This is a genomic window from Prevotella pallens, from assembly GCF_900454935.1.
Taxonomy (GTDB): Bacteria; Bacteroidota; Bacteroidia; order Bacteroidales; family Bacteroidaceae; genus Prevotella; species Prevotella pallens.
Map to the genome: position 1 here is coordinate 1,743,330 of NZ_UGTP01000001.1, position 14,015 is coordinate 1,757,344.

Annotated in this window: 11 protein-coding genes and 1 tRNA gene; 2 read left to right on the forward strand and 10 right to left on the reverse strand. The window is 34.8% G+C overall.

The window, feature by feature from the left end; translation table 11 throughout:
* Positions 1-19 precede the first annotated feature (19 nt).
* Positions 20-769, reverse strand: coding sequence for a LemA family protein (locus DX009_RS07405; RefSeq protein ID WP_006044461.1), 750 nt, complete (start codon positions 767-769; stop codon positions 20-22).
* Positions 770-1,785: 1,016 nt separating this feature from the next.
* On the opposite strand from DX009_RS07405, the gene DX009_RS07415 reads away from it, so the two are divergent.
* The gene (locus tag DX009_RS07415) at positions 1,786-2,322 is read left to right on the forward strand and encodes a hypothetical protein (RefSeq protein WP_115083548.1); all 537 of its coding nucleotides are present in this window, start codon (positions 1,786-1,788) and stop codon (positions 2,320-2,322) included.
* 517 nt (positions 2,323-2,839) lie between these two features.
* On the opposite strand, the gene DX009_RS07420 is transcribed toward DX009_RS07415, so the two are convergent.
* The 8 genes from DX009_RS07420 to DX009_RS07455 form a co-directional block, all read right to left on the reverse strand.
* The gene (locus tag DX009_RS07420; RefSeq protein WP_115083836.1) at positions 2,840-4,255 is read right to left on the reverse strand and encodes a tetratricopeptide repeat protein; all 1,416 of its coding nucleotides are present in this window, start codon (positions 4,253-4,255) and stop codon (positions 2,840-2,842) included.
* Between the two features lie 67 nt (positions 4,256-4,322).
* Positions 4,323-5,282: a PstS family phosphate ABC transporter substrate-binding protein gene (locus DX009_RS07425; protein WP_006044456.1), complete on the reverse strand. Its 960-nt coding sequence runs from the start codon at positions 5,280-5,282 to the stop codon at positions 4,323-4,325.
* Between the two features lie 15 nt (positions 5,283-5,297).
* Positions 5,298-6,185, reverse strand: coding sequence for an energy transducer TonB (locus tag DX009_RS07430; RefSeq protein WP_115083549.1), 888 nt, complete (start codon positions 6,183-6,185; stop codon positions 5,298-5,300).
* A 28-nt stretch (positions 6,186-6,213) separates the two neighbouring features.
* Positions 6,214-6,873, reverse strand: a complete 660-nt coding sequence (locus DX009_RS07435) for an ExbD/TolR family protein (protein WP_115083550.1) — start codon at positions 6,871-6,873, stop codon at positions 6,214-6,216.
* 2 nt (positions 6,874-6,875) lie between these two features.
* On the reverse strand, positions 6,876-7,532 hold the full coding sequence (locus DX009_RS07440; protein ID WP_115083551.1) for an ExbD/TolR family protein: 657 nt from the start codon (positions 7,530-7,532) through the stop codon (positions 6,876-6,878).
* A gap of 32 nt (positions 7,533-7,564) precedes the next feature.
* On the reverse strand, positions 7,565-8,404 hold the full coding sequence (locus DX009_RS07445) for a MotA/TolQ/ExbB proton channel family protein (RefSeq protein ID WP_115083552.1): 840 nt from the start codon (positions 8,402-8,404) through the stop codon (positions 7,565-7,567).
* Positions 8,405-8,786: 382 nt separating this feature from the next.
* Positions 8,787-9,995 carry a bifunctional 3,4-dihydroxy-2-butanone-4-phosphate synthase/GTP cyclohydrolase II gene (locus DX009_RS07450; protein ID WP_006044451.1) on the reverse strand — a complete coding sequence of 403 codons (1,209 nt, stop codon included), beginning with the start codon at positions 9,993-9,995 and terminating at the stop codon, positions 8,787-8,789.
* 79 nt (positions 9,996-10,074) lie between these two features.
* Complete coding sequence (locus tag DX009_RS07455) at positions 10,075-11,982, reverse strand: LptF/LptG family permease (protein ID WP_115083553.1); 1,908 nt, start codon at positions 11,980-11,982, stop codon at positions 10,075-10,077.
* Between the two features lie 241 nt (positions 11,983-12,223).
* Here DX009_RS07455 and DX009_RS07460 point away from each other — a divergent pair.
* Positions 12,224-12,297, forward strand: a tRNA-Met gene (locus tag DX009_RS07460).
* A gap of 418 nt (positions 12,298-12,715) precedes the next feature.
* Here DX009_RS07460 and DX009_RS07465 read toward each other — a convergent pair.
* Positions 12,716-14,014 carry a DNA recombination protein RmuC gene (locus DX009_RS07465; RefSeq protein WP_115083554.1) on the reverse strand — a complete coding sequence of 433 codons (1,299 nt, stop codon included), beginning with the start codon at positions 14,012-14,014 and terminating at the stop codon, positions 12,716-12,718.
* Position 14,015: the final 1 nt, after the last annotated feature.

Sequence of the window (14,015 nt, forward strand, 5' to 3'; positions counted from 1 at the left end):
TAGAAGAGTTTTCCGTAACTTAAAAGAATTTTGCACGTGCAGCTTGACGTACTTCAGAAGATGTTGTAAATGGAATACGTGTGGTATAACCTTGTTGAGCGGCTACAATCATCTTAGTAGGCCAAGAGAATATATCTGTATTCCATTGGGTTACTCTACTATTATATACTGTTCTAGCTGCTGTTATTTCGCGTTGTAAATAATTATTTTGTTGCATAGCATCAGCAATAGCACTATGTGCTTTAAGTTCTGGATAAGCTTCTACTTGTGGAAAAAGTCTGCCTAAAGCCGAACCTACTTGTGCATTAACTTCATTACGGTTAGATTCGTTTACAGAACCTCCACGAAGTGCTGCGACAGCTTTCATAACATCTTTATCTAAATCGATAGCACGGTCAACAAGTCCGACTACATTTGTAAGAATATCAACACGTTGTTCGAGATAGTTATCAATGTTTGACGCTTCTGCCTGAATGCGCTGTTCCAATTGTTGAAAATAGTTACGTGCAGATATTTTCATAAAAATAAAAATAACGCCTGGAAGAATTCCTACAATACAACCTACAACCGCAACAAATAACGGATTAGGTATTGTACTTCCCATAAGGGCTACATATAATAGTACTAAAATGGGGATTACAACCCATAAAGCTATTTGAAAAATAGTGGAGCCTGCACCTATAGACACTGGTAATTGTTTATCAATTACATGTATATCACGTCCTGATTCATTAACTGGTCCTGTTACTTCGTCTAAAGAATTTGCCATCGTAGTTTCAATTTTGATTATTAATTATCAACGTATTTAATGCTTCAAAGTTACATATTTTTCAGAATACGGACAAACATTATTTATGTTTTAAGTTTCTTATACGTTAGTTCTACCGTAATGTGAATATATAAACAAAGGTATAACCTCATATTTTATAATTGGAAGTACAAAGAAACATATACATAAGATTCTATAAACCAATAAAAAGAAAGGATATGAAAATACGGAAATAAAAAACAAGAAGAAACTCTCATATTTTTTCAGCAGTTAGGGGAGTGTTTTATAACTTGATGTTTCATAAAAATTTAAAAATAAAAATCTTGTTTATTGTACTTCGATTTGGAAAATACAACAAAAACTATTTTCTTCAAACACCAACATACGAGTTCTACAGAAAAATATAATAATTTTGCAATTGCTGATTGAGTCTACGGAATTCATAATTACTGAAGCTAATAAAACCTTCGCTGCTATTTGTGGTATTAGAAAGAATTTCAGAAATTTGTAATTGCGTAAGTTCCATTTTACTATTATATGTTTTACAGAATACAAAGATAAGAAAAATATAGACTTACACACTTTTTGAAGACAATATCTGCCACAATGAAAATTCTAATTACATTTCACTAAGTTTTTAATTATAAAATAAAAAATTATAATTAAAAAAAAATATTTTGTAATTAAAAGCTGTCTGGTAGTTGTTATTAAGCTCCTAAGCACATATATGTAGTGTAATACTGAGTATAACTTTTTTCTCCTTCTTGCATTCCTATTCTATAGTTCCTTTGTTGTAGCCAAGTATAGATATTTCAACATAAATTTTATTCTATTTAGCAAAGGCTCTCTTTATTCAAAACAACTATGGTTGGCTGTAATTCCCAAAAGAATATGATTTATTATTTCCAAAAAAATATTTAATTACTAATTTTATGTTCATTATTAGCTATTCCAGATATTATTTATAATTTTGCATTTGCTGGCTAACTCTATGGTAAAATAAAAAGCCATTAAATATGTTTATAATAAATCAACATGAAACAAATGCGAATCAGATTATTTATTTCAAATCACAATCTGATTCACAAAGATATTGGGATTTTTTTATTGAAAATAAGAATGTTATACCGTATCAATATGTAAATCCTCTTCTCGTTGCAGGAAAAGGTTATACATATAATCAAATTTTAAAACTTGATTTTTTGAATTGTATTATACCTATACCCATTTTCTCTTGTAAGTTCGTTAAGAAATATAATGAATTATTAAAGGAGGAATTACAGTTCTTCCCATGTAAGATAAAAATAAAGGATAAAACTGTCGATTTTTTCTTAGGCCGCATTATTAAAAGTGATAATATTCTAGATTTACAACGTTCAGGAAGTCGTACATTGACTGATGGTTCTTCCTTGCCAGATACTCCATTTTTCTATCAAACAAGATGTGATAATTTCTATATTTTACGAGATTGTTCATTTAAATCACATTATATTGTTTCTAAGTATTTTGCCAATTTATGTAAGGGATTTAATATAGAAGTAAAGTCTGTGTAAAAGTATAGTTCTGCCTAAATGCACAGAATGGTGGACGCTACACTATCATTAACGACTATATGAGAGTGCCCTATGGAAATATATGAGAGTTATGATACAGTTATATGGCAGACTGACAAGGATATATATGGTAACCTTCACAACTGTAAGGCTATCCGTGTCTTTTTATCTCCCTTCCGCCAATTAGAACAGTGTGAAGACGATGAGATTAGATTCTACAATAACCGTTTCCAAAATTATAATCTGAGTTCAAGCAAATTATATTAACCAAGACCTGAATAAGGTTAGCAAGAAATAAGCTTACATTGTATGGGAATCTATTTACCAAGACTGAAAATATTGCAGATGATTAAAATATAGCCCCATAAGACAACTGTTACTGATTTGAAGAGGAGAATCAACAATATCATAGCGTAATGAACATTTGATAGGCTGAAAACCTCAATAAATAAAAAAGGGGCAGTATCAGATAAATGATACACCCCCTGTCTAAAAAAAAACAAATTAAATATCTAAATTAGAGCCCTAAAGCTTTCTTTGCATTTTCATTGTTTGGATTTACTGATAATACTTTGTTAAAGTACTGTTTAGCCATTTCTGCATTACCAAGCTTTGAATAATAATAGCCTAAACCATAATAAACTTGCTCTAAATATGCCTTTGAATCGGCATCAAGATTCGGCTTTGCTTCTTCAAAAGCAGCAATCTTTTTATAAATATCTGCCACTTTATCAGCATCGTTCTTCATTTGAGCAGCGTTAGCTTGGTTAGACCAAATCCAATCTGAGATAGAAGGAAACTTAACTGCCATCTGATCATAGATAGCTATTGCCTTATCCAGATAATCAGCCTTAAGAGTTTTATCTGTCTCTGTTGAAGCTTTATCTACCCATGTTGAAGCAAGCTTAGCCCAATCGTTAGAATTTGCATTCGGATTTTTAGCAAGATAATCCATTTGAACCTGTAAAGCCTTATCACCATTTCCTTGTGCAGCATAAATTTCAGCTATAGTCTTCATTGGCTCGAAATTCTTTTTATCCATATCGAGTGCCTTGTTAAGGTTCTCCAATGCTTTATCATATTCTTTATTTCCTGCTAAGGCTTTTCCGTAAACAGCATAATCGTTTGCTACCTTCTTACCATTTCCAGCAAACATTTGGTTTGCAAAGTTTAAAGCTTTTGCATAGTCGCCTTTTTCAACTGCAGACATCATTCCTACACGTGCGATATATTCGCTATTTGGAAAGCGTTTTAAACCATCTTCAACCACCTCTAAAACTTTATCGTGTTTACGAAGAATAAAAGCTGTATAACCGTACTTATAGAAATTGTCTTCCGTCAGGTTTGCTCTATTAGCTTTATCGAACCAAGAGAGAGCTTCTGCATATTTACCATCACCAAGCATAATTTCTGCAGCCGTTGCTTCCACAGGATAATTGGGTTCAACTTGACGAAGCTCTTCAAGTTTTTGAACAGATACTTGTGGATTTACATGACGATATACTTTTGCATAACGCTCGTAAGCAGCAACATTATGTGGATCAAGACTAATTGCAGTTGCATAATTCTGAGCAGCAGCACCAGCATTACCAACACTATCTTGCAATGCTACAATATCTCCAAGAAGAAGATATCCTAAAGTACCATTCATTTTCTTATTAGAAACGATAGAATTAGCAATCTTCATTGCCTCTGTAAAGTTACGTTGAGCTAAATAAACATTTCCTAACGCGGTAAGCGCCTGTTCATCTTTCTTATAAGTTTTTAAGTAGTCCTTTATAAGATCTTTACCAGCATTTACATCGTTAGGAGCAGCTTCTATAGCACTTATAATAGGATTAAGCGCAGCTTTATAACTATCATTCTGAGCTATGGCAGGAGTCGATAAACTTAGTATCAAAGCTCCAACTAATAAATATTTCTTTGTCTTCATAATCTTCTTTCTATTATTAATCAACATCTATATAGATTTCACTATTAAGCTAAAAAATAACGTAACATTATTCTTTTACCTTAACCTCTCGAATTGTTATTTCGGCACGATAAGGAAGTAAACCAGTTCGTAGAATTATTTTTTGTCCGATTGGTCCTGCAATAAAATTAGCAAATGCCCAAGGTAAAGCCTGATGAGGATCGGCTACTATTGCATATATAGTTCTAACAAAAGGATATCGCCCATCTAGGAAATAAGCCTGATATGGTTGCCAACTATTATAATCTTCTGCTTTACTAGTTTTAGATATCGCCATTACACGAATATCATTTCTAAATGTGGTGTTTGTAGAATCGCTTCGATCGTTCAACCAATTAGAGCCTATTACACCTATAGCGTTTGGAGTCTTCTTTACGTAGTCAATAACAGCTTTACTGTTTTTAGCAGCTACAATATTTTGACTCTTTATGTTTTTTCCTCCCAAGATAGAATCAACAACAAAATGAAGAGTTGCTGATGCTTTATTATCGAATACAACTTCGATATTTCCTTTTTTTGAATGTGGATAAATCTGATTCCACTTTGTTACATCGCCTCTAAGAAGACGCTTAACATCGGTAACTGTAATACAAGAATCTAAGTTACTTTTGTTTATTATAAAGGCAATACCATCGTATCCTACAGGGAAAACTGAAGGTATTGGACCTTTTCCTCTCAAAATTGCATCTTCACCTTTTTGCAAACCATGAGAAGTAAAAAACAAATTAACTTTGAGATCTAATAACATCTTCATACCCGTATTATCATCTGTATAAATTGGTAAAAGATGCGTCTGAGGATAACGATATTGATATACTTGCAATTCCTCGTCAAGAAATTGGCTAAAACTTTCGTCAGAGGCGAATTTAATCGTCCCTGACGTCGGTGTATCTGTTCTACCATCTATAGCTTTCTTTCTTCCACAAGAAGAAAGAAAAGCTGTAGATAATATCAATCCTACGAAAACGTAGAATATGGTTCTTTTCATAAACTTAAATTAATATTAGTTCAGTTTGAAAGTAATTGGAAGTTGGAACCAAACGTTTGCAGGCTGTCCATTATTCATACCAGGATTCCATTTAGGCATACTGTTTACTACGCGAAGAGCTTCACGATCAAGTGCAGGATCTACACCGCGTACAACTTCTGCTCTACTAACAGAACCATCACGACCAACAACGAACTTCACAACAACTTTTCCCTGAATATTATTATCAGCAGCAGATGCAGGATACTGCAAGTGAGAAGTAAGCCAAGCCTGGACATTACCTTTGAAAGTTGGTTGTTGTTCTGCAAAAGTAAAGATTTTCTTTTCGATATCTTCCTTTGGAGCTTCAACTTTTGGAGCTTCAGCTACAGGTTTTTCAATCTTAGGAATAATCTGTTCTGGCGTTGCCACTGTACTTCTGTCAGCTACAATATTACGATCTTCAACACCTTCTTTGGTTTCAGTACCAATAGCCTTGGTTTCTCTGTTCATTTTAACCATTGGAGGCATTTCTTCTTTTACTTCCTTATCATCTTTGATGACAGGTGCTGTAAACTTAACAGTAGCACGTGTTTCTGGAACAACTTTTTCAGGTTCAACCTTTTTAGGTTCTTCCTTCTTTTGCTGTTTCTTTCGTTCAGCTTGTTCTTTCTTTGCTTGCTCCAAAGCAGCTAATTCCATCTTTGCAGCGTATGCTTCTTGAGCGGCAAGTTCATCTTTGTGTTTCTTTATCTGGTAAGCCAGATATCCACCGCCAATGAATGCAGCAACAAGCAAAATAACCAATGCCTTGATGTTACGCTGTGAAACAGACTTACGAAGTTGATAAGCTCCATACGCCTTATTCTTATCAGCAAACACCATATCGACCCACTTAGGATCATATAGATCTATTTTTGACATGTTCTTTTCCTTTAATTGTTATATATCATTAAAATTTAAACCCCTTAGTTGAAAGCAAATCTTTTTCCTGTGGGGTGAGCTTATCAATGACATAAGTTGCAATATATGAAATCTGCATTTCATCGAGAATATCAACTAGATTCTTATAAGAAGCTTTATCAGTAGGTTTAATGATAACTGTTAAGGTTGGAACCTTCTTACCGTTTACATTACCTAACTTAATATTGGTAAGTTCAGCTTGATAAATACTATCAGGATAAGCCTTTTCGTTAGCAGCTTTCTTCTTCTGCAATTCCTGTACGGCAAGACGCATATCGTTATAAGGTATGCTTGCACCATTGTCTACTTCCTTGTGTTGAAGAACGTAACGAATGCTATTTTTACCAGTTCCCCAATCTGCTTTTTTCAGCCAATTGGGATTATCAAGTTGTGGTTTACCTTCGCCATAAAGAATCTTATCTCCATCTCCAATAAATATAGTTATAGAGTGTGATTCCTTTGCTTCATTCTTTTTCGCATCTGGCTGTTGCTTATCATTACTTGGCATAGTCAGCTCCATAGTTGAAGGCTTACTAAGTGAAGTACAAAGCATGAAGAATGTGATAAGCAACATCAACATATCGACCATAGGTGTAAAGTCTACACGAACAGTCATCTTTTTTTGCTTGCTTTCTTTTTTATTCGACATTATTAGTTCTCCTTAGAAGCTGCTTGTGCAGCCTTTTTAGCGTCCAACTGTGTAATCATATAGTAATGACTTTCATCCATATCTTGGAGTTCACTCATTACTTTTTTAACTGTACCATAAGGGGTATTCGCATCAGACTTTAATGCAATTCGAACTTTAGGATTTACTTGGCGAGCCGCATTAATCCATTGTTGAAATTCAGTCATTTCATGCCCTTGAATACTATCGAGAGGGATTCCCATTTTAGGGAGTTCTTCGCTACGAGTTTTTGCAGACATACTTAAGTAAGATGAAAGTTTATCCATAGGAGCCCCAAATGTAGATTCTGCCAAGAATGTTTTTTTCTGTTCTGGCTTCAAATCTGGTGCTACCATTTCTAAGATTTGTCCTAATTCTTTAGTATTGTCGTAGCTCATAAATACTTGTCCTTCGCCTGTTGGTAGACCTGCAGCGTTCTTTTCAGGACTAATAAGTACTGTAAGAACACCGTTTTCTGGCACCTTCATCTCAGATACAGATCCTGGTGTATTTACTTTCACAGGCTCATTCTTTACGAATGTAGAGGTGAGCATAAAGAAAGTAAGCAACAAGGTCATAACATCTGACATTGGTGTCATGTCAATCCAGACGTCTTCTTTCTTAATTTTTACTTTACCCATAGTGATAATGTATTTAGAGGGTTAGCAAAAAATTAAGCTTCTTCTGTATGGTTTACTTCGTATGTCTGAGCAATTGAGTAACCAACCTCATCGAGTGCGTAAGTTAATTTATCTACCTTGTTTGAGAAGTAGTTATAAGAAACTACTGCACACCAAGAAGTAGCAATACCGAATGCAGTATTAATCAACGCCTCAGAAATACCAGCAGAAAGTGCAGCAGAGTCAGCACCACCACCTGCAGACAAAGCAGAGAACGACTTAATCATACCAGTTACAGTACCAAGAAGACCGGTAAGAGTACCAAGAGTTACAAGTGTAGCAATGATAGGAAGGTTCATTGTAAGAGTTGGCATCTCAAGTTGAGTTGCTTCCTCGTGAGCTTGTTGAATCTTTGCAACTTTTTGAGCTTTCTTCATATTTGCATTTGCGCCACTTTCCATTGCTTTATAAGCATTAATAGATGCCATAACAACGTTTGCAACAGAACCTCTTTGCTTATCACAAAGTTGAGTAGCTTTGTTCATATCGTTATCTTTCAAAGCTGCTTTGATACTTGCCACAAATTTAGGAAGAGCACCTTTGCCGAAAGCTGTTTTCAAAGCCAACCAACGCTCAATAGACATTGCAAGTACTGTAAGTAATAAAGTGTGGATAACAGGAACCACAACACCACCTTTATATATAGTACCCCATACATCAGATGGATGTTCTCTCGTAAGTGGATCTTGGAAGTGCATATCGTTAGCAAACCAAAGATAGAACAATGCGAATGCTACGAAACCGCAGAATGCGATAATCCAAAATGCGCCTCTAACTCCTGTGAAGCCCTCTGATTTCTTTTGTGGGGCTGCTTTTTGTTGTGTAGTTGCCATAAATGATAAAATTTTAATTTTTTAGTTATAAATGAATTGAATTATTAATATCTATTTGATTTTAAACCGTTTGTAAATTTAGCCGCCAAGTAAATGCCAGCTTTTCTCGCACAACTTTGGCAAAGATAGCAATTAATAGAGAACTATGCTCTAAATTGACATCTTTTAACTGTTATTTTTTGCTTGTTTTTATTCGCTTTTTACATCATTGTGATAGCTTATACAGCTGTTATACTTTGCTTCGTTCATCGCCGTTATAGGTAATGTGTCTATTCAAGAAACAATATAAATCCTTCGCTGATACTATGAAATAGATTTTCAAAAATAATCTATCGTAAACAATATGCTATAGCTTTATTTAAAAGGTGCGATAAGCAAGTTTTTATAAATGTAAGTCATGTCCCATTCGTTCTTTTTTCGTTTTCAAATAGCGATAATCATATTGTGTAGGACGTATTTCTATTGGAATATTTTCTTGAATCTCTAAACCAAAAGCTTCGAGTCCTACTCGTTTGGTTGGATTATTAGTCATCAATTTCATTTTGTGTACTCCAAGATGACGTAGCATTTGGGCACCGCACCCATAATCGCGTTCGTCAGGCTTAAAACCTAAATGCAAGTTTGCATCTACAGTATCAAGTCCCTGCTCTTGCAATTTATATGCTGCAATCTTATTCATTAGTCCTATGCCTCTTCCCTCTTGTTGCATATAAATAAGCACACCTTTTCCTTCTTTTTCTATCATTTCCATTGCTTTGTGCAACTGTTCACCACAATCGCAACGTTCACTTCCTAGAATATCACCAGTTGCACAAGATGAGTGAACTCGCACCAATACTGGTTCATCTTCGTTCCATTCGCCTTTTATTAATGCCATATTTTCTACACCGGTAGATGTTTGACGAAAAGGAATTAAGCGGAAATGTCCATATATGGTTGGCATATCAACCTCTTCTCCTACTTCAATACTTGTTTCGCGTTGTAAACGGTAGGCAATAATATCTTTGATACTTATTATCTTCAGATTCCATTCTTTTGCTTTTTCGATGAGTTGAGGCATACGTGCCATCGTGCCATCGTCGTTCATAATTTCCATTAATACACCTGCAGGGAAGCAACCTGCCATCTTACATAAATCAATAGCGGCTTCTGTATGACCAGAGCGACGTAGCACACCATTATCTTGCGCATACAATGGATTTATATGTCCGGGGCGTCCAAATGTTTGTGGTGTTGCTTTAGGGTCAGCCAATGCTTTTATAGTTTCAGCTCGATCGTGAGCAGACACTCCCGTAGTACACCCTTCTAATTTATCAACGGTTATTGTGAATGGCGTTCCTAATACCGATGTATTATCTGAAACCTGATGTGGTAAATCTAATTCTTTTGCTCGCGAGAGCGTTATTGGTACACAAAGAACGCCACGTGCATTTTTCAACATAAAGTTCACCTTTTCTGGTGTTATCATTTCAGCAGCCATAATAAGGTCGCCTTCGTTTTCTCGATCTTCATCATCGACTACTATAACGAATTTTCCTTCTTTAAAATCCTTTATAGCTTCTTCTATGCTACTGAGTTCGAAGTTCTCCATAATCGATTGTATTTTAAGTTTAAGGTCATATTATATATAATATAATGTGACCTCCGGTTTTATTTATATTTATTTATTGTTACTGTTTTGTTACTATTTTCTCTGTTTCTGCAATAATGCTTTCGTTCGTTTGCTTTATTGTTTTTAAGTCGCGATATAAGCGTAATCGAAATCCCCACATTCTGCAATATAAGAATAATCCGACAGGGATTATTATAGCAGATGCTATATTTAAGTATTTGTATTCAAAAGGACGAGTATGCGCCTTTGTTATTAATATTGGATACTGATTAAGCTCTGAGAGTATTATTCTATTACGTGTATTGCTCAAATCTTCTATAACCGTTTCGAGCTTTTTACTTAGCTGTTCTATATCATGATCTGGCTGATACTTAAAGAATGTCTTAATAAAATTAGGTGGCGACTTTAAATTACTTCTTTCAACATACGCCTCTATTTCATTATTCATTTTCCTAAGCATGTCGGCATCATCAATATATCTTGGTGCACTAATAATTACTTCTTTACTACTTATATTTCTTTTCATTCTTAATCCTAAGATTCGTATAAAGAAGTTACGATACAGATCGATATTAAAAACAGCTGAATCGTTATTTGCTTTATAAGTAATAAAAATAGCAGTTGGAATAAGTATTGCTGGTGAGAGGCCTCGACCAAACCAAATAGCCCAATCTCCTTGTCGTGTCATTCTGTATCCTGTATTATTTAATATGTAATAAATAATAAAGACAAGTACACTTATTATTATTGGAACGCCCAAACCACCCTTTCGAATAATTGCACCTAAAGGTGCTCCAATAAAAAAGAAGATAAGGCAGGTTAATGCCAATAAGTATTTATTTATTTCAGCAATATCATGCATTCGAATGAGTTTATCACCATCGCTCGTTATCATACTTTTAAAATCGAGATCAGAGATGGTTTGTTGTGTATTCATCAATGTACGTTCTATAATTTGGCTACGCTCTTCAGGACGCAATTTAGTGTATATTGAATCTAAATTATAATTCTTAGTTGAAGCCAGCATTATAGCTTTGTTCATATCCTTCTTTTTCAACTTCAATATTGGATAAATTGATTGTTGCGCATCTCGATAATAGACATTACCGACACTATCGTATACATGGATAAGCGAATCTTTGTCGTGATGTATTTTGGCTATACTTTTAGTACGAGCATCGTCTGCAATACCAGCCATACTGGTCAGGTTAAAATCCTCGTTGAAGTCTATTATAAGTTTTTTATGAACGAAAGACTCACGGCGATATGGGACACTTGCACTACTACTCAATTCTTGCGAGCGCATATTTTCAAACCATTCTCCGTTCCACAAGTTCAATATAAGATGCTTTTTCTCTGCTGTTGATTGCAACATTCCTGAATCGGCAAGTATAATGGCTTGATCTTCGTACGAATCGGTCATACGATAAATCATTATATTATATAAATGTCCAGTTTTCAAATCGCGTTTTTCCACATAGAGATTGGTATCTGGAATACCATTATAAAAGATTCCTTCTGGTATTTCTAATTCTGGACTCTTCTGTTTCATCGAAATTAACAGCTGGTCGAAGTGTTTCTTGGCATCAGGTCCAATACTATTTTGGAAATAGAACGATATCAGCGCTATGAACAATGTAAATGCTATGACTCCTCTGAAAGATTTTATTAGCGATATACCTGCAGCTTTTATTGCCGTCAATTCTGAACTTTCACCTAGATTTCCAAAAGTTATAAGCGATGATAATAGCACTGCAAGTGGTAAAGCTTCTGGTACCATCATTAAACTCATATACCAAAAGAACTCTCCAAGCACATCTAATGTGAGTCCTTTACCTATTAACTCATCAACATATTGCCACAAAAACTGCATCATCAGCACAAAAAGGCTGACGACAAACGTCCCTATGAAGAGCATTCCAAACTGCTTTATTATAAAGATGTCTAACTTTCTAATATGGAACATTCTATTTGTGTAATATCTTTAGCACACTATCTTCTTGCAAAAGTACATAAAATAATTAGAGTAATCGTTTATTTTTCGAATTTTTATATCAAAAGAGCTGTCTTAATACACTAAGAATTATATAATCAGATCATATTTTTTGAATAGAATCAATAATTTCTCAAATAAATTTTGTTGGTCCATTTTTTTTATATACCTTTGCAACCGCTTTCAAAAAGCAACCTATTTATTGATTAGTGATGGCGGGATAGCTCAGTTGGTTAGAGCGTCGGATTCATAATCCGGAGGTCCGGGGATCGTAGCCCCGTCCCGCTACAAAAGGAAGTATCGCTACTTCCTTTTTTTTATTTCTAAACCTCTCTATGCATCTGAAACAACGCTATATAGCAATAACAAAAAAGTGTTATTGCTTGTGTTTAAAAGAGTTTAGCTGAAAAAGGGCGTAGGAATTATAAGTAGAACTTACTTTTTATTCACAAACTAAATAGAATATCTCAGATGTTTAGAGAGAGTTGTCATATATAGCTATTTTTGTTCCGAATATCTATCACGTTCGTCTTAGATATCTATCAGTTTCATTTCAGATATCTATCACGTTTGTCTTAGATATCTATCAGTTTCGAATTAGATATCATAAGAAACAACTGCCCCTATGCTTTTATACTATAGTAGCTGAAAGATAACTATTTATCTGAATATTTATAAACGAATTTTAGTCCTACCAACTACAATTTTATAAACCCTCTGGCAATTCTTTCTTAGGTGTTATACCCAATGTTTTCATATTATCGAGCCGACGAAGAATATTTCCTTTTCCTTCACTCAGTTGAGAATGAGCCTTCTCGTAATCTATTTGAAGCCGCTGAATATTTGTTCCAAGCTTCACAAATGTTTCTCCAAATGATACAAATTTATCATAAAGGTCGTTTGATATACGCAATATTTCCTCCACATTTTTATTAACACGGTAGTTTTGCCACATAGTATGAGTGAGCTGTAAAGCCATTAAAAGGTTACTCGGACTCAGCAAAATTATATGTTTTCGATATGCATATTGCAAAATAGAAGTATCTGCTTTTATTGCCGCTGCGTACCCACTTTCGTATGGAACAAACATCAATACATAGCCAATGCAATTGGGCACTATCTTTTCGTAGTTCTTAGCCGATAGTTCATCAATATGTTTCTTTATTGACTTGATATGTTCCTTTAGGAATCTTTCTTGTTCTGCAGCATTTTTTGCACTTACAGCAGACTGGTATGCGGTCAGCGAGACCTTAGCATCTATAACAGCATGTTCGCCTCCAGGCAAATCAATAACAGCATCTGGGCGCAAGTTATTTCCTTTAGAATCTTGATAGTTTCGTTGTAAAAAGAATTGTTCGCCTTTTGTTAATCCACAATTTTCTAAAGTTGTTTCCAATATCATTTCACCCCAATCGCCTTGTAATTTAGAGTCGCCTTTTAATGCTTGTGTGAGCAATGCTGCATCATTTCCTATACGTTCGGTCTGCTCCCGTAATTCTTTTATTGCACGCTCATTATTTTCACGAATATTATTCACCGTTGAGGTCTGCACCTCTTGTAGCAATTTTATTGTTGTTTCAAACGTTGTTTTAATTTCAGCTTTGTTTGTTGCATCTTCTTTTGTAGCCGTTATTACATTTTGGTTGAATATATCTATACGGTCGTGAAGCGGTTTTAGAAGTGCATCTAGTCGTTCTTTATCTATCGTGTTCAGATGTTCTCTACTTTCCGAAAGCATTTGCGCTGTCATTGTGCGTATTTCTTCTTGCATTAATTTCTTAGTAGTTTCTATCTGCTTCTGCATTTCATCGAGCAATTTCTTACTGTGTTCTCGCTCTGCATTCACGTTATCGATGGCATTTTTTTCTATTGTTTCTATTTTACTTTTTGCTACAGCAAGTTCAGCAGAGAGACTCTGGGCGGTAGTAGCCACCTGACTCCGCCCCCATAAGTAAGCGAGAACTGCACCTATAAGCAAGCCTATAAAAAAATAAATAAATGCCATT

Bases quoted from the DNA above. Each gene is read 5' to 3' on its own strand.
- DX009_RS07405 (WP_006044461.1), bottom strand. From the start codon at position 769: ATGGCAAATTCTTTAGACGAAGTAACAGGACCAGTTAATGAATCAGGA.
- DX009_RS07415 (WP_115083548.1), top strand. From the start codon at position 1,786: ATGTTTATAATAAATCAACATGAAACAAATGCGAATCAGATTATTTAT.
- DX009_RS07420 (WP_115083836.1), bottom strand. From the start codon at position 4,255: ATGAAGACAAAGAAATATTTATTAGTTGGAGCTTTGATACTAAGTTTA.
- DX009_RS07425 (WP_006044456.1), bottom strand. From the start codon at position 5,282: ATGAAAAGAACCATATTCTACGTTTTCGTAGGATTGATATTATCTACA.
- DX009_RS07430 (WP_115083549.1), bottom strand. From the start codon at position 6,185: ATGTCAAAAATAGATCTATATGATCCTAAGTGGGTCGATATGGTGTTT.
- DX009_RS07435 (WP_115083550.1), bottom strand. From the start codon at position 6,873: ATGTCGAATAAAAAAGAAAGCAAGCAAAAAAAGATGACTGTTCGTGTA.
- DX009_RS07440 (WP_115083551.1), bottom strand. From the start codon at position 7,532: ATGGGTAAAGTAAAAATTAAGAAAGAAGACGTCTGGATTGACATGACA.
- DX009_RS07445 (WP_115083552.1), bottom strand. From the start codon at position 8,404: ATGGCAACTACACAACAAAAAGCAGCCCCACAAAAGAAATCAGAGGGC.
- DX009_RS07450 (WP_006044451.1), bottom strand. From the start codon at position 9,995: ATGGAGAACTTCGAACTCAGTAGCATAGAAGAAGCTATAAAGGATTTT.
- DX009_RS07455 (WP_115083553.1), bottom strand. From the start codon at position 11,982: ATGTTCCATATTAGAAAGTTAGACATCTTTATAATAAAGCAGTTTGGA.
- DX009_RS07465 (WP_115083554.1), bottom strand. From the start codon at position 14,014: ATGGCATTTATTTATTTTTTTATAGGCTTGCTTATAGGTGCAGTTCTC.